The 19,482-nt window shown below is 57.4% G+C and carries 18 protein-coding genes, 2 tRNA genes and 1 pseudogene; 7 read left to right on the top strand and 14 right to left on the bottom strand.

Annotated features, from left to right (window positions below; translation table 11 throughout):
- Window position 1: 1 nt before the first annotated feature.
- Both BQ9843_RS02730 and BQ9843_RS02725 read right to left on the bottom strand, forming a co-directional pair.
- Window positions 2-517 (bottom strand): hypothetical protein, encoded by a 516-nt coding sequence (locus BQ9843_RS02730; RefSeq protein WP_075843799.1) that lies wholly within the window; start codon window positions 515-517, stop codon window positions 2-4.
- Between the two features lie 55 nt (window positions 518-572).
- The gene (locus BQ9843_RS02725) at window positions 573-1,106 is read right to left on the bottom strand and encodes a hypothetical protein (protein WP_230205558.1); all 534 of its coding nucleotides are present in this window, start codon (window positions 1,104-1,106) and stop codon (window positions 573-575) included.
- Between the two features lie 280 nt (window positions 1,107-1,386).
- On the opposite strand from BQ9843_RS02725, the gene BQ9843_RS02720 reads away from it, so the two are divergent.
- Window positions 1,387-2,115, top strand: a complete 729-nt coding sequence (locus tag BQ9843_RS02720; RefSeq protein ID WP_075843797.1) for a hypothetical protein — start codon at window positions 1,387-1,389, stop codon at window positions 2,113-2,115.
- Window positions 2,116-2,287: 172 nt separating this feature from the next.
- Window positions 2,288-3,376, top strand: coding sequence for a hypothetical protein (locus BQ9843_RS02715; RefSeq protein ID WP_075843796.1), 1,089 nt, complete (start codon window positions 2,288-2,290; stop codon window positions 3,374-3,376).
- Between the two features lie 440 nt (window positions 3,377-3,816).
- Here BQ9843_RS02715 and gdhA read toward each other — a convergent pair whose 3' ends face one another.
- The 3 genes from gdhA to BQ9843_RS02700 all read right to left on the bottom strand — a co-directional run bounded on the left by gdhA (window position 3,817) and on the right by BQ9843_RS02700 (window position 5,956).
- Window positions 3,817-5,172, bottom strand: coding sequence for an NADP-specific glutamate dehydrogenase (gdhA, locus tag BQ9843_RS02710; protein WP_075843795.1), 1,356 nt, complete (start codon window positions 5,170-5,172; stop codon window positions 3,817-3,819).
- A gap of 626 nt (window positions 5,173-5,798) precedes the next feature.
- Window positions 5,799-5,872, bottom strand: a tRNA-Gly gene (locus BQ9843_RS02705).
- A gap of 7 nt (window positions 5,873-5,879) precedes the next feature.
- A tRNA-Pro gene (locus BQ9843_RS02700) sits at window positions 5,880-5,956 on the bottom strand.
- 179 nt (window positions 5,957-6,135) lie between these two features.
- Here BQ9843_RS02700 and BQ9843_RS02695 point away from each other — a divergent pair.
- Window positions 6,136-7,566 carry a chloride channel protein gene (locus BQ9843_RS02695; RefSeq protein ID WP_075843794.1) on the top strand — a complete coding sequence of 477 codons (1,431 nt, stop codon included), beginning with the start codon at window positions 6,136-6,138 and terminating at the stop codon, window positions 7,564-7,566.
- A gap of 93 nt (window positions 7,567-7,659) precedes the next feature.
- A complete protein-coding gene (locus BQ9843_RS02690) occupies window positions 7,660-8,652 on the top strand; it encodes a diacylglycerol/lipid kinase family protein (protein ID WP_075843793.1) in 993 nt (330 codons plus the stop codon).
- A gap of 21 nt (window positions 8,653-8,673) precedes the next feature.
- Here the strand turns inward: BQ9843_RS02690 and BQ9843_RS02685 are convergent.
- Window positions 8,674-8,982 (bottom strand): annotated as a pseudogene (locus tag BQ9843_RS02685) (peptide chain release factor-like protein); the annotation flags it as partial.
- A gap of 90 nt (window positions 8,983-9,072) precedes the next feature.
- Window positions 9,073-10,587, bottom strand: coding sequence for an MFS transporter (locus tag BQ9843_RS02680; protein WP_083647892.1), 1,515 nt, complete (start codon window positions 10,585-10,587; stop codon window positions 9,073-9,075).
- Between the two features lie 411 nt (window positions 10,588-10,998).
- Here BQ9843_RS02680 and BQ9843_RS02675 point away from each other — a divergent pair, with 411 nt between their 5' ends.
- Both BQ9843_RS02675 and mscL read left to right on the top strand, forming a co-directional pair.
- Window positions 10,999-12,078 (top strand): 6-phosphofructokinase, encoded by a 1,080-nt coding sequence (locus tag BQ9843_RS02675; protein WP_075843791.1) that lies wholly within the window; start codon window positions 10,999-11,001, stop codon window positions 12,076-12,078.
- Window positions 12,079-12,090: 12 nt separating this feature from the next.
- A complete protein-coding gene (gene mscL, locus BQ9843_RS02670) occupies window positions 12,091-12,582 on the top strand; it encodes a large conductance mechanosensitive channel protein MscL (RefSeq protein ID WP_075843790.1) in 492 nt (163 codons plus the stop codon).
- 40 nt (window positions 12,583-12,622) lie between these two features.
- Here mscL and BQ9843_RS02665 read toward each other — a convergent pair whose 3' ends face one another.
- The 6 genes from BQ9843_RS02665 to BQ9843_RS02640 all read right to left on the bottom strand — a co-directional run bounded on the left by BQ9843_RS02665 (window position 12,623) and on the right by BQ9843_RS02640 (window position 18,083).
- On the bottom strand, window positions 12,623-13,588 hold the full coding sequence (locus BQ9843_RS02665; RefSeq protein ID WP_075843789.1) for an alpha/beta fold hydrolase: 966 nt from the start codon (window positions 13,586-13,588) through the stop codon (window positions 12,623-12,625).
- 64 nt (window positions 13,589-13,652) lie between these two features.
- Window positions 13,653-14,045 (bottom strand): aspartate 1-decarboxylase, encoded by a 393-nt coding sequence (gene panD, locus BQ9843_RS02660; RefSeq protein WP_075843788.1) that lies wholly within the window; start codon window positions 14,043-14,045, stop codon window positions 13,653-13,655.
- 38 nt (window positions 14,046-14,083) lie between these two features.
- Complete coding sequence (locus tag BQ9843_RS02655) at window positions 14,084-14,899, bottom strand: Rossmann-like and DUF2520 domain-containing protein (RefSeq protein ID WP_083647891.1); 816 nt, start codon at window positions 14,897-14,899, stop codon at window positions 14,084-14,086.
- The gene (panC, locus tag BQ9843_RS02650) at window positions 14,899-15,759 is read right to left on the bottom strand and encodes a pantoate--beta-alanine ligase (protein WP_230205556.1); all 861 of its coding nucleotides are present in this window, start codon (window positions 15,757-15,759) and stop codon (window positions 14,899-14,901) included. Before panC ends, BQ9843_RS02655 begins: the two co-directional genes overlap by 1 nt.
- A 43-nt stretch (window positions 15,760-15,802) precedes the next feature.
- Window positions 15,803-16,648, bottom strand: coding sequence for a 3-methyl-2-oxobutanoate hydroxymethyltransferase (panB, locus tag BQ9843_RS02645; protein WP_075843786.1), 846 nt, complete (start codon window positions 16,646-16,648; stop codon window positions 15,803-15,805).
- 151 nt (window positions 16,649-16,799) lie between these two features.
- Window positions 16,800-18,083: an O-acetylhomoserine aminocarboxypropyltransferase/cysteine synthase family protein gene (locus tag BQ9843_RS02640; RefSeq protein WP_075843785.1), complete on the bottom strand. Its 1,284-nt coding sequence runs from the start codon at window positions 18,081-18,083 to the stop codon at window positions 16,800-16,802.
- A gap of 198 nt (window positions 18,084-18,281) precedes the next feature.
- Here BQ9843_RS02640 and BQ9843_RS02635 point away from each other — a divergent pair, with 198 nt between their 5' ends.
- Window positions 18,282-18,728, top strand: a complete 447-nt coding sequence (locus BQ9843_RS02635; protein WP_324249276.1) for a C-GCAxxG-C-C family protein — start codon at window positions 18,282-18,284, stop codon at window positions 18,726-18,728.
- A gap of 107 nt (window positions 18,729-18,835) precedes the next feature.
- On the opposite strand, the gene BQ9843_RS02630 is transcribed toward BQ9843_RS02635, so the two are convergent.
- Window positions 18,836-19,480 (bottom strand): IMPACT family protein, encoded by a 645-nt coding sequence (locus BQ9843_RS02630; RefSeq protein ID WP_022386972.1) that lies wholly within the window; start codon window positions 19,478-19,480, stop codon window positions 18,836-18,838.
- Window positions 19,481-19,482: the final 2 nt, after the last annotated feature.

The raw sequence follows: 19,482 nt of genomic DNA, 5'->3' as shown, positions 1-19,482 counted from the left end.
CTTAGGAGACGCTCGGCCCTTTGCCCTTACAGGTACAACCGTACACAACATCACCGGGGCGCTCTACTGTCTGCTTGCCGCACGCACGACACTTCACAAGCAGCAGGTCATCCCCCGGTTGCCTCCCGGAAATAAGGTCGATCAGATCGAAACCGTTTTCCTCCGCAAGATCGCGCGCCTGAGAAAGACGCAAGGCGGTTCTTTCGTCCATCACACCCTGTTTGACCAGGTCGTTATAGCTGTAACCCTGAGAAAGCAACGATTGAATCGCCTCGTCTCTCAAAACACGGCAATCGGCATACCAGTCCGTCCAGTAGCATGCGCGGCAAACCTTCTCGCCTATATCGTTTTTATCCAAGATGTACTTGAGGCGGTAATGAGCCTGAGTCCCGCACGTCTTACAGCGTGTGAACAGGTACTGTCCCTTTAGGTATTTCCCTTTCTCATCATACGGTTGCGCGAGCTCGAGCCCCGCTTTATCAAGGATTGAATCGAGTTCCTCATCCGTTAGTTTCATTGCCCTACCCCTTACTTAGGCTTAACCGTAAACTCGCGGTGACACGACCTGCAGATCATCTTATTCTTGCCAGGGTTTTAAAGCCGCAAAGCGCGCCCAACGCCGCACTGCCCGAAAGCATGCCAAACACGAGCGCGCGCCCGACCGAATATGGCTTGCGCGTGGTTCCCAGCTGGATGACGTTTTCGGAATAGCAATAGGGGCACATGAGGCCGGCTTTCACCTTGCGCTTCTTGTAATCGTCCTCGCGCCACTTCTCCATCTGCGCCTCGTCCTCGATACGTTTTCTCTCACGCTCGAGTTCCTTTTGCTGGAGCTCCTCGGCAGTGGGTACGGTCTTGAACGCTTGCCCCACAAAGTAGAGAACAATGCCCGAGACAAACCAAACCGCCGCGCTCGCATAGTTGCCACGCAACATGCAGAAAAACGCTATGATCGGCGAGGCAAAGAGAGCCAGCGCAAGCGCCAGCCTAAACGCAGCGCCCAAAAGCCCTCCGATGAGAATGGCAAAGTACTCAGCGGTGCCTTTGAGGCCATAGCTCGCGACCGTGAACAAGATGAATCCCAGCAGGGGCACGGCAAGGCCCATGCCTATGTACGCAGAGGTATTGACCCTATAGGATGCGATCGGCCCGCTATATGCATGTGTACACACCGCAAAAAAGAGGAAACAAGCCCCCGCAATGAGCGAAAGCCCGAAGATTATTACAGCCACTTGCTCAAACAAGCTTTTCTTATCCCTCACGAGGCATCCTTTACCTAGGTGACGCTTTGATTCTAATCCCTCGCGCAGACACGATCCGTGAGTTCATGCCGGGCGAACTCGAACGGCGTGTCCAGGCGAAAGGCTATTGTTTAGAGGGGTTATTATGGGTTTCTATAAATCGATGAGAACGGACAGCACCATGGCAACCGACAAGAAGAACGATTCCCACGCTGGCAAGCGAGCGCTGCTCGCAATCATTGTCCTTGTGGTCATCGCGCTTGATATCTGGTGGGTCGCCAACGGACAGGAACGCGATATCTTCCCTCCGCAGCCCGCCGCCGAAGCCAAGCCCGCGCGCAAGATGTATGTCGAGCTATGCGGTCCCCTCTCTGGTGATATGGAGTGGGGCATTACCCTGCGACCGGAGGTTTATAACTTTCCGCAAGGAGCTGTCGAGTCCCGCTTTTGGGAGATTTCGCGCGACCAAGGCGCCACATGGCAGCCCTGGGATTGCGAGCCCGATGAGCTCACACAATGGGTGGTTGCGTCGGAAGATACAGTTGGGTGTTTGATTCGTGTAACCGAGTACGCCGTACTTGAGGACGGTTCGGGCGTTTCGTACACAAGCGCACCCTTTGGCCCCATAAAGGAGCAGCGTGGATTTAGCCTTGGAGGCACGCCAGCGCAAGGCGATGGAGAGTCCGCTTCGTCCAGCAGCAATGTGCCTGCCGAGCCCGTGGTCTACGTTTGCGAAAGTGCAGGCAATGCTTACTATCACATCTACGATTGCGACGAGCTGAGCCTGCTTCGCCAGCGTGGCTACTCCACAAGCGAGATGACGCTGAGCGAGGCAAGCAGGCTGTATCGCCCGTGCCCCATCTGCCAAGGGTAGTTTCTGCGAGCAGAGTCCCCTCAGCGCAAATGATCGTTTGGGGAGTCGTTTGGTGCTCGGCCCATCCCCCCCTGCCGTTCACGGTCCATCTTCAACCAGGTCGCTCAATCTGAGTATATTTCACCCTCGCAGGTGGCATATAGCCATCAATCAAACTTGATACGAGGGGACCATGGCCAAATCAACCCAACCAAGCCATATCATCATCTGCGACGCTTCCGCCTTTCGCGCGTTGCGCTGCGAGCGTCGCCGATATCAAGGCCTTGGTTGGACGCCTATGAGTTCCCGAGAGATTCAACTTGCCGTTTCCCGCAGCAGCGCTAACACCGCCTGCATCGATTACGACCTTTTGGAACAGCTGGGCGTCTGGAGCCCAGGCGAGAAGCTACATTTGTTGGTTAACAACCAAAGCAAACGAAGACACGCCGGCCCCATCTCAATGCATGTCTCATCAAAGCCGCTCCCTATGGGATCGCTTTGCAATATTGCACCGGAAATCGATGTTCTCTCCCCAGCCATGATTGCAGCCCAATATGCAAACTGCCACTCATTTGGAGAAGCATACGCATTTTTCGAAGAACTCTGCAGCGAGATAACCTTCGCAGAACCAGGTTATAAGGACTGGCTCGCAGACTCCGATTTGGAGGACATCTCAAACGAGGAACCGATCACTGCATCTAGCACATCGATATCCATTCCAAAAACGCGTTATTTCAAATGCAATGCAGTGCTCGCTCCAAGCGAACTCGATAACTGGATTAAAAGAATCAACTGGTGTCCGGGGCTTATTCAAGCACGCTCTATAGCACCGTATGTTTTGGGCGACGCACGCTCCCCCATGGAAATTATGATGTTTGGAATGTTCTGTCTTCCGATGTCGCGCGGAGGCTTTGCCTGTGAAGGTGGCATCTCTAACTATCGCATTAACTTCAATGAAGAAGCAACGGCGGTGTCGAGCATGCCCTATGCAATTGGCGATCTAGTGTTTCCCGCCGGTAGTGAAATCCTGGAATATAAGGGCCACCCTCACGACTCAAAGGAATCGCGAATCAAAGATGAAAAGCGTGAAGCCGGACTGAGCGCGATGGGATTCAGAGTCACATCTATCAACAACGAGCAGATAAAAGATGCCGCCGCACTTGAGGCTATTGCTAAACGGCTCTATCGTCAGTCGGGATTACGGTTTCGCTACTACATCGATGCCTACCGAACCAAGCAATACCAACTCATGCGCGAACTGACCACTTGGATGCGTGGTTAAAGTGAATAAAAGCATAGCGAAAATGAATAATACAAACTCGCCGCTCGCAGACGGCACTCCTGACTGACATAAATATACGATACCGTGCAGTATGCAATTTTAGTTTTGGTGGAAAACTTGAAATATGTACGATGGAAAATAGCGGATTAAGCTCAAAACTGCTCGGGCAGGACTTGAGCGCACATAAATTGATGCAACCGATCCGACAGATCGCTTTATGCATGAAATTCCAGACCTTTTCGCATTGAGAATAGGCGATCAATCGTACATATTTTAGTTTTTCCACCAATTCGAGCCCCTTCGTCTGCAGGAGAGACGAGTAATCAACGAGGGGCTTTCATAAGACCACTGGAATTAGCCTCAGCAAACCCGTTTGACAAAAAGAACGGCTCTTCCCGCGCAGCGGGGAGAGCCGTTCCAAACTAACTATGGGGTAACGACTAGCAAACGCCCTGGGCGAGCATAGCGTCGGCGACCTTCTCGAAACCGGCGATGTTTGCGCCCATTACGAAGTTTCCTTCATGGCCATACTTCTTGGCAGTGTCATCCACATTGTGGAACATACCGCGCATGAGCTGCTCGAGCTTGCCGTCGACCTCCTCAAAGGTCCAGGAAAGATGCTCAGCGTTCTGGCTCATCTCGAGGCCAGATACAAGCACGCCACCGGCGTTAGCTGCCTTACCAGGCATGAAGACAACACCGTTGGCCTGGAAGTACTCGGTAGCATCGATCGTAGTGGGCATGTTTGCACCCTCGCCCACAACCTTGCAGCCATTGGCAACCAGAGCCTTGGCATCCTCAAGGTGCAGGGTGTTCTCGCGAGCGCAGGGCAGCGCGATGTCGCAGGGAAGCTGCCACACGCCGCGGCCGTCGCCCTCGTGCCAGGTGGCATTCGGACGCTCATCGACGTACATAGCAAGGCTCACGCCCTTATCGTGACCGGAGCGCTTCTTGTTGTAGATACCCTCGAGCACGGTGTAGTCGATGCCATCGGGATCTTCGACCCAGCCCTTGGTGTCAGAGCAGGCCAGGACCTTGCCGCCCAGCTGGGCAACCTTCTGCACAGCATAAATAGCAACATTGCCGGAACCGTGAACAACAACGTTCTTGCCCTCGAAGGAGTCACCGTTGCTCTTAAGGTACTCGTCAACAAAGTACGCCAGGCCGTAGCCGGTGGCCTCGGTACGAGCGAGCGAGCCGCCAAAGCTCAGGCCTTTGCCCGTAAGGACGCCCGTCCACTCGTTGCGCAGGCGCTTATACTGACCAAACAGGTAAGCGACCTCGCGGCCACCAACACCCAGGTCACCGGCGGGAACGTCGGTGTTGGGGCCGATGTGGCGATACAGCTCGGTCATGAAGGACTGGCAGAAATGCATGATCTCGTTGTTGGACTTGCCCTTGGGGTCGAAGTCGGAACCTCCCTTGCCGCCGCCCATGGGAAGGGTGGTCAGAGAGTTCTTAAGGATTTGCTCGAGGCCCAGAAACTTGAGCATGCCCAACGTAACAGTAGGGTTAAAGCGCAGGCCACCCTTGTAGGGTCCAATCGCAGAGTTGAACTCAACGCGGTAACCACGGTTGACCTGAACCTTACCGGAATCGTCGACCCAGGGAACGCGGAACATAACGATGCGCTCGGGCTCGACGAGACGCTCAAGAATGGCGGCCTCCTCGTACTCGGGATGAGCATCGAGAGCGGGCTGCAAGGTGCCCAAAATCTCAGTAGCAGCCTGGATGAACTCGGTCTGCTCCGGGTAACGAGCCTTGAGGTCCTCGAGGACCGTCTGGGCGTAGCTCATGTAAGCCTCCAAAGTTAGTGTTAAAAGCCTGAGCTATCATACGACGAGGTTTCGTATCGGTAACAAACAAGATGGGTCCGTTTTCTTATGTTTCACAACGCCGCAGGTAGAAGGCTTATTTTATTCTGTTAATGTCTTGTTTCGTTTCCTGCGTGTTACAAGATGCTGAAGGCCTTTGGAAGCAGAACCGCCCGGAAGAACGCCAGAAAAACAACTTGAGGGCAATGCCGTAACACAACGGAGATGACCTTACGAGAGCAACTGGTCGTAAGACTGTGAGCTCGCTGCCGCAGCCAAAACAACGCAAAGCCATTTCAGACGAATCTTAGCCTCAAATAAAAACGAGTCAAAAAAGAAGAGCCACTCGAGGCATATGCTCAAGCGGCTCCCTGCTCCTCTCCGCCATCGGTGAAGTGACCTTGGCCCTGATAATCAGGGCCGTCGCACCGAAAGACGGGACAAGTAAATAATGCCCAATAATTACCAAGGGAAAGCGCCTCGTTCTACGAACTAGCCAAGCGAATGGACAAGCAGTACCAACGGAACGTTTTTCAACTTATTTTGCGACTGTTCATTGCGACTAAAAACAGGCCAAAAGCGTTACCGCTTCTGACCTGTAAATTTCCTGGAGCGGGCGACGGGAATCGAACCCGCGTCATCAGCTTGGAAGGCTGGGGTTCTACCATTGAACTACGCCCGCAAGAATATGGTCGGGACGACAGGATTCGAACCTGCGACATCCTGCTCCCAAAGCAGGCGCGCTACCAAACTGCGCCACGTCCCGAAGAACCTAGGCAGCTCGAGTCAATAGACCCTGCTTGTCCCAAGGCTTTTGAATTCTAATATATCGTGCAATATATGGCAACGGGCAAAAGGATTTCGCCCACGCAAACATCAAGAATGCTCAGACGCCTATAATGCAGACGTTCACCCCATCACAGCAAACGCGCAGGAACGAGCATCATGGCATCCAACGACACCCCAACATCCGCCAAGGAACGCATCCACTCCCCCGCCTCATCCCTCAAACACGAGCTTCACGTTGGCAAGGACATCGCATCGCGCATTGCCTCCAAAGACGCTATGCGCGACCTCCGCAACATGAAGGCGAGCCTCCGCCTCCTGTTGCTCGTGCTGCTCGTCTCGGCCCTTATGGGTGTTGCCGCCTGGGCTTTTCTTGCCTCCCTCGATTTTGTTACCGAACAGCGCGAGGCACACCTCTGGCTCTTTGCGCTGCTGCCCGTCGTGAGCGTTGCCACCGCCTGGGTCTACCGCACCCACGGCCTACGTGCGGCACGCGGCAACAATCTCGTGATTGACAGCTCCCTTACCGGCACACCCATCCATGCACGCATGGCAGGCCTTACCTTTGTGTGCTCCGTCGCCACACATCTGGCGGGCGGTTCTGCCGGCCGCGAGGGAACAGCGGTGCAGATTGGCGGCACCATCGCAAGCAACGTGGCCCAGCTCTTCAAGCTCTCCGGACGCGATCGCAAAGACCTCATGCTCGCGGGCATCTCCGCTGCCTTTGGCGGCGTCTTTGGCACACCGCTTGCCGGCGCTTTTTTTGGCATGGAGATGTGCACCCTGGGCAAGCTCACGTATAGCGCGGGTATGTATTGCCTTGTTGCCTCCTTTGCAGGCGACGGCATGGCGCGTCTTCTGGGCACGCAGCACTCCTTCCAGTCTATTGCCCATGTCCCCACCATGACGCCTTCCACCGTTGCGCTCGTCCTTATCTGCGCCGTTGTGTTTGGTCTGGCGGCGCGTCTGTTCTCGTTCTCCATACGCGTGGTCAAAAAGTTTTGGGGGCATCGCGTGCGTAGCTATCTCCTGGCAGCGTTGCTCTCCTCGCTCGTCCTTATGGGCACGTACATGATCTTTGGCCTTCAACGTTACGGCGGACTTTCGGAATGGATGGTCGCTTCGGGCTTTAAGGGACAAACGACCTGGTACGATCCCGCCCTCAAGCTACTCTGCACCGCGCTCACTCTGGGCGCGGGCTACCAGGGCGGCGAGGTCACGCCCCTGTTTGGCATCGGCGCCTCGCTTGGCGGATGGATCGCCACCATCACCGGAAGCGATCCAAGTTTTATGGCCGCACTTGGCCTCCTGGGCGTCTTTGGAGCCGCGCTCAACGTCCCCATCACCACTATCATGCTGGGCATCGACATGTTCAGCGGCAAGGCGGCTGCCTACTTTGTGATCGTTGCATTTGTGAGCTACCTCGTCGCGGGCCATCGCGGCGTGTACCCAGCGCAGCGCATCGTCACGCCCAAACGTCGCTCCCTCGAGTTTGACGAGGGAGATACCGTGGAGCATGCTATCGAGCGCCACCATGAGATAGTCATCGAAGGCGAACCTGCAAGCACCGCCAGCAACGATAACAAATAACGCTCCATTCACGCTCGCCGGGTTCCCATGACATTAATAGCCCATCTGCCCCATACTTGTGCAGATGGACATTGCACGGAAAGGACCAAAGGGATGCAGCTTCGAGATAGCAGCTCGCTGGGAAAGACGCTCATCATCGCCAACCCCGCCGCCCAGTCAGGAGCCGCACGTGGCGTAGCCGAGCGCATGCAGCGCTTCTGCGCGCTCTACTCCCATGAAACCGATGCGTTCTCGCTTGTCTGTACGGAACATGCAGGCCACGCCATCCAGCTCGCCCGCGAGGCCAAAGGCTTTGACACCGTTCTTGCCTTGGGCGGAGACGGCGTGGTCCACGAGGTCGCCTGCGGGCTTATGCAGATCGATGCCGCCTCGCGCCCTCACCTGGGCGTAGTGCCCGTGGGATCGGGCAACGACTACGCGCGCACCCTGGGTATTCCCGCAGACCAAGTGTCTTCCATTGAGCGGATTTTCGATTACGAGCCCGTCCGTATGGATGTGGGCAAGATTGAGTATGTCCCGTCTGGGGCGGAAATCGCTGATGCTGCCACACGTACGGAGTACTTTGTACAAACATTTTCCTTTGGCCTCGACGCGGCTATTGCCATCGACACTGTAGAGCGCCGCCGACGCACAGGCCTTACCGGCGGCGCGCTCTACACGGCAAGCGGGCTTGACGCCTTTGGCAGGCATTTTCGCACATATCCCACAAATGTACAGGTAGATGGTGCCAACCTGGGCCGCTTGCGCTCTCTTATCTTTGCGGTACAGCTTGGCCCCACGTATGGCTCTGGCTTTAAGGTTTGCCCCGACGCAGACCCCACAGACGGTCTCTTCGACATCTGCTATGCCGCCGGGTCTATCCCCCGCGGCGTAGCGCTGCCTTTGTTCCTGCGCGCAAAGAACGGTGGACATGTAAAATCCAGGCTCATCCACCTGCTGCGCGGCGAGCGTCTGGTTCTTGATTTTGAGGGCGACGACTACCCCATCCAGGCCGATGGCGAGCAAATCCGCGCGCACAAGGCAACCGTCAGCGTCCTGCCCGGAGCCCTCACTGTGCTCAAGCCCCACCGCGATGTGACAAAATAAACCTGAGGACTTTTTGTCACATTATTCGTCGCCGGTGATGCGGCGGCGCGTTGCTTTGAGATCGGAGCGCATGTGTTTGTCCTTAAGGCGGCGACGGCGCTGAGAGGCCGGGACCTTGGTCGCGTGACGCACCTTGGGCGGCACGGCGCGACGACGAAACTCATCCTGGAGTTTGCGGACGCACGATGCTCGATTTTGAAACTGGCTACGGCTCTCACGCGCGGTAACAACAATCCCCGTTGGAACATGGCGCATACGCACGGCCGAATCGGTGGTATTAACGCCCTGCCCTCCCGGACCGGTAGCTCGAAAGACACCAACCTCGCAGTCATGGGCAACCTCGGCCGCCGTTTGATGCGCAAACGCAGCATACTCTCGATATGTCAGGCGTTTTTCTTCCATGAACCCCAGCCTAGCACGCTAGCGCCGCGCACGACGGGCACGCACCAGGCACAGCACAAAACCCACGGCCACAAGGGCAGCGACGCTCATGAGAGCCCAACGGTAGCCGTAGAAGAAAATGTCCGGACGTCCCGCGACATAGCCCGCCACGGGCCTTCCCGCAGCCTCGCCCATCTTGCCGTATAGAATCGCCATGCCGCCCGAGATGCCCAAAGCCATACCCATGTTTTGCGAAAGGCCGGAAAGGCTCCCTACAAAACCCAGGGCATCCAGAGGCGCCGCGCTCATGAACAGCGAATTGTTGGGCGACTGAAACGTCGAGGTGCCCAAAGACATCAACGCCACGGCAGCAATAATCACCGGAAGCGAGCTGTCCTCGTTGAGAAACCCTACCGCAGCAAGACCAAGGGAGTAGATAAACAGGCCCACACAGGTGGGAATATGCGAGCCCACCCGATCGGATAAAGAACCCGAAAGCGGCCCCACCACGATGTTCACCAGAGGAATCACCGCAAAGAGAAAACCGGAGAGACTCGGTGAGAATCCGTGCGCATCCTGGAAATAAAACGGCAGGATGATCTCGCTCGCACCGATGGCGATAAAGCTGATGAGCGTCGCGAGCACGTTGATGTTGAAGGTAAGGCTGCTAAAGACGCCCAGGCGCGCAAGCGGCTGCTCCGCATGAAGCTCAATGCGAACAAACAACGCCATGAGCAGCAGACCGGCCAGCAGCATGCCTGCAATCTTGAGGGAAGCCCCCTCACCCATAAAGGTGATCGAGCACAGCAGCAAAACCAGCGCAGGCACGAGCGCACAGGCACCAGGCAGATCGAACTTGATACCACGGCGGTCGGGACGCACATGCGGTAGCGTCTTGAAACCCGCGACGAAACATGCAACGCCCACAGGCACGTTGATAAGGAAGATATACTCCCACGGCAAGGACGACACGATCACGCCGCCCAGCACAGGGCCGCACATCATCCCTAAGGCCACAAAGCTCGCGAGCAGACCCAAAGCACGCCCGCGCTCCTTGGCGGGAAATGACTCGGTGATGATGCCCATGTTATTTGCCATAGCCGCCGCAGCTCCGATGCCCTGCACGCAGCGCGAAACCAACAGCATCGCAAATGCATGCGAAAGGCCGCACAAAAGCGAGCCGATTGCAAAGAGCGCCACGCCCGCTTGGAAGAGCCAGACTTTGCCGAACATATCGCCCAGGCGCCCAAAGATAAGCATCGAGGCACAAATGGCCACAAGATAGACCGTAGAGACCCACTGGATATCGCTCAGGCTTACGGCAAGGGCCTTTTGCATCACGGGAAGCGCCACGTTGACAATGCTCGAATCAAGCGTGGACATGAAGGTCATGACCAGCACGGTAAACAGAATCGCCCATTTGTTCTTGCCATGGGTATCGCCCTCAAGGGCAATGCGGCGTCGCTCTTCGACAGAAAGTCCGCACGCATCCACGTTTGCGACCTCGCTGCGAGCATCCTTTGCGGGCGTTGTATTCAAACGCTCGTTGTCCATCGTTCGCATCTCCTATCGATCGACAGCCGCACAGCGGCAGCGAATACACAAAAAGGCAGGCCCCTCACTCATAGCAGCATGAGCTGGGAACCCGCCTTTGGTTCATTGCTCTCTTTTGTACCATGAATCCACTGCCTTCACAAAAAGTAACGAAGAGCACGCCAGGGGGCACGATCCGGGCATCCCCTCCAACCGGCAAAGCGCCGGAAGCATCCCGCACCCCGCCCGCATCGCCCGAGTACGAGCGCTAGCCAGCGACGGCGCCCGTGTGTGCACGCCATACTCAACATCACCTGATTGAAAACCAACATAACCATGATGTTTACAGGCTTGTCAGACGCCCGTAAAGAGACACGAGTTGCGGTAAACTTTCCTTTGTCTATAACTACCAAACACACTGCGAGGAATACCATGCTCAGGGTTGGACTTCTCACCAGCGGCGGCGACTGCCAGGCGCTGAACGCCACCATGCGAGGAATCGTCAAGACGCTCACCAACTGCTCCCCGAAACCCGTTGAGTTCTATGGCTTTGAGGATGGCTATCAGGGCCTCATCTACAGCCGTTTTCGCGTTATGACGTCTGCAGACTTCAGCGGCATCCTTACGCGCGGCGGAACCATCCTGGGAACGAGCCGCACGCCGTTCAAGCAGCTGGATACCCCCGAAGCCGACGGCGTGGAAAAGGTTCCCGCCATGGTGCATACCTACCATAAGCTCAAGCTCGATTGTTTGTTCATGCTGGGCGGCAACGGTTCCACCAAGACGGCGAACCGCCTTCGCCAAGAGGGCCTTAACGTCATCGCCCTTCCCAAGACCATCGACAACGACACCTGGGGCACCGACATGACCTTTGGCTTCACCAGTGCGGTCGAGGTCGCCACCAAGTGCATCGATGACATCCACACCACCGCCTCGAGCCATGGCCGCGTCTTTGTGATCGAGATCATGGGCCACAAGGTAGGTTGGATCCCCTTGTATGCTGGCATTGCAGGCGGCGCCGACATCATCTTGATTCCCGAGATTCCCTACGACCTCAAGGCCGTAGAGCGAAGCATCGAACAGCGTATCGAAAACGGCGGTCGCTTTGCTATCGTCGTGGTTGCAGAAGGCGCCATCTCCAAGGAGGACGCCGCGCTCTCCAAGAAGGAGTACAAAAAGAAGCTTGCGACGCGCACCTCCCCCTCCATCGCGTACGACCTCGCTGCAGACATCGAGCGCGTCACCGGGCGCGAAACGCGCGTCGCCATTCCCGGCCATACCCAACGCGGCGGCGAACCCGATGCCCAAGACCGCGTTTTTGCCACCCAGTGCGGCGTCGAGGCCGCCCGCGGCTGTCTCGAGGGTGAATTTGGCTTCATGGTGGCACAGCACAATGGGAAAATGTGCCGAACCCCTCTTGAAGAAGTCGCCGGTAAGCTAAAGTATGTCAATCCCAGTAGCGATTTGGTGCGCGAGGCAAAGATGCTCGGCATCAGCTTTGGCGACGAATAGGAGTAGCCAGTCATGGCAAACCGGAAAAAAGGCATTCTTGCCGAGTTCCAAGAGTTCATCAGCCGCGGTAACGTGATGGACCTCGCCGTCGGCGTGATCATCGGCGGTGCGTTTACCGCGATCGTCAACTCCCTGGTGACAAACGTCATCAGCCCCCTCATCTCGTTTATCACCGGTGGCAGCACCGAGGTACCCGGCATGGCGGTGTCCCTTGGCGGGAACACCGTCGACTTCGGGGCGTTTTTGGGCGCCGTCATCAACTTCTTGATTACGGCAGCGGCGGTGTTTGCAATCGTCAAGTCTTTGAATGCCCTCAACGAGATGAAGGAAAAGGCAGCGCAGAAGGTGGGGCTTGTTAAAGATGAGGCGAAAGAGGAGCCTCCTGCCCCGCGTCTGTGCCCCTACTGCCGCCAAGAGATTCCCGAGGACGCGACGCGCTGTCCGTACTGTACTTCAAAGCTCGATGGCTACAAGAACGATCAGGACACCCGTCACCTCTGTTAAGGTCCATCCCTCTACAATTCGGTCGCATAAACGGCGCGCGCTAGAGACCTCGCTCACCCAGCCAAAAGACGCAATCCGCATATACGTTCTGGCGAATGGGTTCGTTGAGAATCTCGTGGCGCGCGCCTTCGTATATCTTGAGGTCAACGCGTTCGACGCCTGCGTCCCGATACTCTTTTACGGCAGCACGCACTCCGCGCCCGCAATCGCCTACCGGGTCCTCGGCGCCGGCGATAAACAGCAGGGGGAGACCCTTGGGCACGCGCTGCGCTCCCTTGCTCGAAATGGCCTCTTTGACAAGGGTTGCCAGCGTGGCATATGCACCCACGCTAAACATCTGGCCACAGCGGGGGTCGGCAATGTACTCGTCGACCACAGCTTCATCAGTCGAGAGCCAATCAAGCGGCGTGCGCGCATCCTTAATCGCCTTGCTATAGGCACCCGCACCTAGAGAATCGGCGAGCTTGCTGCGATAGCGCTCGCCGCGGGCGCGCGCGATGAGCCCGGTGATGGTGCGCCCGGCCACCGCCATAAGCATGGGTTGCTGGCCCGTGCCGCAAATCAGCGCGGCATCGACCCCAAAAGCATGACGCGTAAGGTATACGCGAGTAACGAAGCTACCCATCGAGTGCCCGAAGACCGCATATGGGATATGAGAATCGGGATAGGCGACCGCAAAGCTCTCCATCACGCGGCAGCGCAGCTCATGCACGTCGGCAACGAGAATATCGGCACCGCCTCGCAGCGGCATGTGTCCCAAGTCTTCTTCGCAAGACACCGATTCCCCGTGACCCACGTGGTCGTTTGCACAGACGGCAAAACCTTGCGAGCACAGATACGCCGCAAAATCCGTATAGCGCTCAACATGCTCCGACATACCGTGAACCAGCTGGATCAAGCCTCGTGGGGCACGCAGGCCGTCGTGAACATCTTGAGGCTCCCATAAGAGAGCGCGAATCGCAGAAGAACCATCGTGGCTGGGATAGCTAATGCTCGTGGTGACCATGGGCACTCCTCGTAAAAAGAAAAAGGGAACAAGAGGTTCATGCCCCTCTTGTTCCCCATAGCGCCTACTGCAAGTCTTCCAGCCTGCCGTGTTTCTCGTAACGCGTGATGCGTGAGGCCTTGTTATCGTCGTCCACGAAGACCACGCGCGGTTTCATCCGGGCGGCCTCATGCTCATCTACCTGCGCATAGCACATGATGATCACCTTATCGCCCACCTCAACATAATGTGCGGCGGCACCGTTAAGGCAAATCATGCCGCTGTCCGGCTCACCGGCGATCACATAGGTCTCCAGGCGCTTGCCGTTATTGACGTCTGCAACCTGAACCTTCTCGTACTCCAAAATGCCAGCGGCCTTCATCAGCTCCGAATCGATGGTGATCGAGCCAATGTAATCGACCTCGGCCTGCTTGACCGTTGCGCGATGAATCTTGCCTTTGAGCATAGTGAGCATCATGCGAGAGAGTCTCCCCTTGTTGCGTTGGTGTGGTTGCGCTAACGTTGCGCCGCAATACGGTACAACACATTGGTCAGAAGCTGGTAGATCTGTCGATCATCTCCAGAAAGACAGCTCAGATGAGCCTCGATAGTCCGGGTGTCTCCTCGGGCAGCGGGTCCGGTAAGTGCCGCGGCGCAACCGTCATGAGAGATGTGCTCCGCATTGCCCAAGAACAGCGAGGCCAGGGCGGCTTCGGCGTCGTCCTGACTCAAACCGCATGCGGCAAGCTGCGAAGCCGCCTCGTGATACAGGCCAACGACCAAATTTGACGCCATGACGGCAGCCGCGTGGTAGCGCACCTTGTCCGCCGCATCGATACGTGCATGCCTGTTGCCAAGCCTATCGAGGATAGCCTCGAGCAGACAGACAGCCTCGTCATCGCCCTCAAGCGAAAACCACGCATGTCCAAGCTCACGCCAGCACTCAAAGCGGCTACTCACCGCATAGAGCGGGTGCATGGAGGCAATGTGCGCACCGGCTTCGCGGCACGCCGTAAGTGCATCGGACGAAGTCGCACCCGAGCAGTGCACGACGATCTTTCCGGTAAGGTCCACGCTACAGGCGGCAAGCCCTTCCGCAAGCTCGCGAATGGCACCATCGGGCACGGTCAGAAAGATGAACCGGCTGTCGCGGACAAGGCCTGCAACTGAGTCATACGCAAAGCCCTCGCAAAACTCCGCCGCCTCGCGGGCGTGCTCCGCCGACCTGCTAAAGAACCCCGGCCGCCCGAGCATCGGATCTTGCTGCAGGTACCGCGCAAGCGAACAGCCAACCTTGCCCGCCCCGACAAAACCAACAGGTGCAAGAATCACTACTCGGCCTTCGGGTCAAAGATAAAGTTATCGATCAGACGCGTCTTGCCAATGTAGACAGCCATAGCGCACAAGATGGTCTCGTCGCCAATCTTTTCGATCTGCACAATGTTCTCGAAGTCGACCATCTTCACATAGTCGATCTTGGCAAGCGGCTCGGCCTCGATAATGGTCCTCATTGCGTCGAGCACCGTCGCAGCGTCGCGTTCGCCCTCCTCGACCATCTTCTGGCCAGCAAACACGGCACGCGAAAGGCACAGCGCCGCCACGCGTTCCTCGGCGGAAAGATACGTGTTGCGCGAGCTCTTGGCCAGGCCATCCTCCTCGCGGATAATCGGGCAGCCCACAATCTGGATGCCAAAGTTAAGGTCGCGAACCATACGACGGATGACAGCGAGCTGTTGGGCGTCCTTCTGGCCAAAGTAGGCGCGATCGGGGCACACGATATTAAAAAGCTTGGAGACGACAGTGCACACGCCACGGAAGTGGATCGGGCGCGTAAGGCCACAGAGCTCATGCGTGAGCTCGTCCATGTTCACATAGGTACAGGCGTTGGGCGCGTACATCTCGGAGGGTTCGGGGTGAAAGACCAGTGCGGCGCCGGCCTCCTCGCAGAGCTTGCAGTCGCGATCGAAATCGCGCGGGTAGCTCTCCAGATCCTCGGTAGGACCAAACTGCGTGGGGTTCACGAAGTCGGACACGACAACGCGGTCGTTCTCGGCCGCAGCGCGCACGATCAGGCTCTTGTGGCCCTCGTGCAAAAATCCCATGGTGGGAACGAGTCCGATCGTCAGGCCTTCACGCTTCCATGCGCGCACCTGCTCGCGGACCTCGGCGACGGTAGCTGCTGTTTGCATCATTAACTCCTCGATAACGGTGACGATAGATGATCAGCCGACCTCGTTATTTGGCGGCGTGAAGCTCCTCCATCACGGCGGGATCGATCTTGTAGCTCTCGGCGGCAGCGGGGAAATCTCCCGACTGGACAGCTTCATCATAGGCGCGATAGGCCTGCTTCATGGCCTCGCCGATCTGTCCAAACTGACGCACCATCTTGGGCTTGAATCCACCCGTGGTCATACCGAGCAGGTCCTGCGCGACAAGCACCTGGCCGTCCGTGCCGCTACCGGCACCGATGCCGATCGTGAATGCCGAACTCAACTGCTCGGTCACATAGGTGGCAAGGTCTGCCGGCACGCACTCGAGCACAATCGAGAAAGCGCCCGCGGCCTCGATGGCCAAGGCATCCTCGACGAGCTGCTTGGCTGCCTCCACAGACTTGCCTTGCACCTTAAAACCACCAAAGGCGTTGACAGACTGCGGTGTGAGGCCGATATGCCCCACCACGGGAATACCTGCCTGCGTCATCGCGCGAATCTGCTCGCAAACGGTCACGCCGCCTTCGAGCTTAACGGCCTGGCAACGGCCCTCCTTCATAAGACGCGCAGCGTTTGCCACAGCAGTGGGAATGTCGGTTTGGTAAGAGCCAAAAGGCATGTCGCCCACCACAAAGGTGTCATTGCAGGCGCGCGTAACGCAACGCGTATGATGAACCATGTCGTCCATAGTCACGGGCAGGGTCGAATCGTAGCCCATCATGGTCATGCCCAGAGAATCGCCTACGAGGATCATATCGATACCGGCTTCTTCGACAAGCGCCGCCATCGTGTAGTCATAGCTGGTCACCATGGTGACCTTACCGCCCTCATCAACTTTCTTCTTGAGCGTCAAAACGGTGTTCTTTGCCATATATGCTCCTCTTTACGGTCTCGGCGCGCGAGGGACAACCACGCGCGCCGAAGGCACCGAATATTCCGTTTCATTCTACTACGCAGGCCGATTCATACCCCGAAAGCATGGCAAGAACACGACACCCGCGCCTCGTGCATGACTCGCTTTTCTAAACAAGCGAAAGGGCGTGCTCGATATCGGCAATCAGATCCTGCGAGGACTCGAGGCCGCAGGATAGGCGCACCATATCGGGGCTGATGCCACAGGCCTCAAGCTCGGCATCGTTCATCTGGCGATGCGTTGCATTTGCGGGATGCAGGCAGCAGGTACGAGCATCGGCCACGTGCGTGGCGATTTGGCACAGCGAGAGATTCTTCATGAAAGTCTCTGCTGCAGCGCGGCCACCCTCAAAGCCAAAGCTCACAACACCGCAGGTGCCGTTGGGCATGTACTTCTTCGCGATCTCGTAATAAGGATCGCCCTCAAGGCCCGGGTAGCTCACAAAGCGAATCTTGGGATGGTTCTTGAGGTACGTTGCCACAGCCAGGCCGTTTTCACAGTGGCGTGGCATGCGCACGTGCAGGCTCTCGAGCGAGCTGTTGAGGAAGAAGGCTGCTTGGGGATTCTGCATGGGGCCGAGGTCACGCATGAGCTGCGCGGTCGCCTTGGTGATGAAGGCGCCCTCAAGGCCGAACTTCTCGGCATAGGTCACGCCGTGGTAGCTCTCGTCGGGCGTAGTGAGGCCCGGGAACTTATCGGCATGAGCCATCCAATCGAACTTGCCAGCATCCACGATCACACCGCCCAGGTAGGCGGCATGACCATCCATGTACTTGGTGGTTGAGTGCGTAACGATATCGGCGCCCCATTCGATAGGCCGACACATCACGGGCGTGGGGAACGTGTTGTCGACCATCAGAGGTACACCGTGCTCATGCGCCGCCGTGGCAAAGCGCTCGATATCGAGCACGGCAAGGGCCGGGTTCGCGATGGTCTCGCCAAAAACGAGCTTGGTGTTGGGACGAAAAGCCGCCTCGAGCTCCTCGTCGGAGCAATCGGGTGCCACGAAGGTGCAGGTGAGGCCCATGCGCTTCATGGTATGCGATAGCAGGTTATATGTACCGCCGTAGATAGCGGAGCTTGCCACCACATGGTCACCCGCCTCAGCGATATTGAAAATGGCAAGGAAGTTCGCTGCCATGCCGGAGCTGGTGAGCATGGCCACAGAGCCGCCCTCCATCTCGGCGATCTTTGCCGCCACGAGGTCGCAAGTGGGGTTCTGCAGGCGGCTGTAGAAATAACCGCTCTCCTCCAGGTCGAACAAACGACCCATATGCTCGGAAGTGTCGTACTTCCATGTGGTGGACTGGTAGATGGGAACCTGGCGCGGCTCGGCATCGCCCGGATGATATCCACCCTGGACGCAAATGGTATCCATACGCTGCTCGGTCATTAGATGCTCCTTTGTTTGTGCGGAATAGGAAAAAGATACTCCCCGGCTTTACCCTGCTCAACCCATAAATTGCATAGGATTATCCCGCATCGCGAGGCGCTTGACCAGCCGCCATGCGGCACCATAAACCGTATCCCCCACCGCCCAAAATGCGAGTACAATGTCGAGCGAACGAAATCGCCAGCGAAAGGGGTAACCGTGAACGCCATCGATATGACCAAACTCGACCTCGAGGCCTGCAAGGCTCAGGCAGCCGCCTACCATAAACAGGGATTCAACTGCGCCCAAGCCGTCGCCTGCTCGCTTGCCCCGGCACTGGGTTTTGATACCGATAGCGCGTTTCGTATTCTCGAGGGATTCGGCGCGGGCATGGGCGGCATGACCGAGACCTGCGGCGCCCTCTCGGGAGCCGTCGCCATCTTGGGCCTGCTGAACAGCGAGGGCATGGCGAACCCCACAACCAAGCGACACTCCTATAAGCTCTCCCGCGAGGCCGCTGCGCGCTTCAAGGATAAAAACACGACGACCATCTGCCGAGAGCTTAAGGGTGTAGGTTCCGATGCCGGCCCTATCCGCAGCTGCCCCGGCTGCATTGACGACGCCGTCGAGATCGCCATTCAGATCATCGGCGAGCAGCAGGCGTAGCCCAGCTGTCTATAGACGATACGCATAGCAAGGTCCCGCTCAGAACGTTTTCCAACGCCTGGGCGGGACCTTCTTCATGCATATGACGAGCAACCCTGGAGCACGACCTACTGGCGCGTAAACTCGGCAAAGTGCGCCGGAGCCACCAAGATCTCTTCGCGTCCCGCCATGAGCTCGCGCATCTTGTCGCAAAATGGCAGCTCCTCACCCGAGCGAAATACAAGGTGCAAGACCACACGATCGGTAAAATCGGTCGAGGCAACAGCGGCACCCAGGCCTTCGGCAATATGGAGAACTTGCTCGTATTGAGCATAATCAAGCGTGACATCGACCGGCGTCACGCTCGTCATCTCGACGATCATGCCCGCCTCGCGCGCATGCGCCACCGCCGCCTGCGCCGCAGCGGTATAGGCACGCACCAGGCCACCCGGACCCAAAAGGGTTCCGCCAAAGTAACGCGTGGTCACACAGCAGATGTCCTTAAGACCCTCACCGCGCAGCACTTCGAGCGTGGGCATCCCGCTCGTTCGGCTAGGCTCGCCGTCGTCGGATTGTCGCTCGCGACCATCGGTGCAAATCCAAGCGGGGACGTTATGGCGCGCATCGTAATGGCGTGCGCGAACGGCGGCGATGAAGTCGTTTGCCTCTTCCTCGGATTCGATATGGACCAACTGGGCGATAAAGCGGCTTTTACGATCAACAAACTCACCGGTTGCCTCGACGTCCGCACGCAACGTGAAATAGCTCTCCACAA

The organism is Collinsella bouchesdurhonensis (genome assembly GCF_900155365.1).
Taxonomy (GTDB): domain Bacteria; phylum Actinomycetota; class Coriobacteriia; order Coriobacteriales; family Coriobacteriaceae; genus Collinsella; species Collinsella bouchesdurhonensis.
The sequence above is the reverse complement of the archived record's forward strand: the minus strand, read 5'-3'. Positions and strand labels throughout refer to the sequence as shown.

What these genes read in the sequence shown, in the direction of transcription:
- BQ9843_RS02730 (WP_075843799.1), bottom strand. Translation starts at nt 517, where the DNA reads ATGAAACTAACGGATGAGGAACTCGATTCAATCCTTGATAAAGCGGGG.
- BQ9843_RS02725 (WP_230205558.1), bottom strand. Translation starts at nt 1,106, where the DNA reads ATGGGCCTTGCCGTGCCCCTGCTGGGATTCATCTTGTTCACGGTCGCG.
- BQ9843_RS02720 (WP_075843797.1), top strand. Translation starts at nt 1,387, where the DNA reads ATGGGTTTCTATAAATCGATGAGAACGGACAGCACCATGGCAACCGAC.
- BQ9843_RS02715 (WP_075843796.1), top strand. Translation starts at nt 2,288, where the DNA reads ATGGCCAAATCAACCCAACCAAGCCATATCATCATCTGCGACGCTTCC.
- gdhA (WP_075843795.1), bottom strand. Translation starts at nt 5,172, where the DNA reads ATGAGCTACGCCCAGACGGTCCTCGAGGACCTCAAGGCTCGTTACCCG.
- BQ9843_RS02695 (WP_075843794.1), top strand. Translation starts at nt 6,136, where the DNA reads ATGGCATCCAACGACACCCCAACATCCGCCAAGGAACGCATCCACTCC.
- BQ9843_RS02690 (WP_075843793.1), top strand. Translation starts at nt 7,660, where the DNA reads ATGCAGCTTCGAGATAGCAGCTCGCTGGGAAAGACGCTCATCATCGCC.
- BQ9843_RS02680 (WP_083647892.1), bottom strand. Translation starts at nt 10,587, where the DNA reads ATGGACAACGAGCGTTTGAATACAACGCCCGCAAAGGATGCTCGCAGC.
- BQ9843_RS02675 (WP_075843791.1), top strand. Translation starts at nt 10,999, where the DNA reads ATGCTCAGGGTTGGACTTCTCACCAGCGGCGGCGACTGCCAGGCGCTG.
- mscL (WP_075843790.1), top strand. Translation starts at nt 12,091, where the DNA reads ATGGCAAACCGGAAAAAAGGCATTCTTGCCGAGTTCCAAGAGTTCATC.
- BQ9843_RS02665 (WP_075843789.1), bottom strand. Translation starts at nt 13,588, where the DNA reads ATGGTCACCACGAGCATTAGCTATCCCAGCCACGATGGTTCTTCTGCG.
- panD (WP_075843788.1), bottom strand. Translation starts at nt 14,045, where the DNA reads ATGATGCTCACTATGCTCAAAGGCAAGATTCATCGCGCAACGGTCAAG.
- panC (WP_230205556.1), bottom strand. Translation starts at nt 15,759, where the DNA reads ATGATGCAAACAGCAGCTACCGTCGCCGAGGTCCGCGAGCAGGTGCGC.
- panB (WP_075843786.1), bottom strand. Translation starts at nt 16,648, where the DNA reads ATGGCAAAGAACACCGTTTTGACGCTCAAGAAGAAAGTTGATGAGGGC.
- BQ9843_RS02640 (WP_075843785.1), bottom strand. Translation starts at nt 18,083, where the DNA reads ATGACCGAGCAGCGTATGGATACCATTTGCGTCCAGGGTGGATATCAT.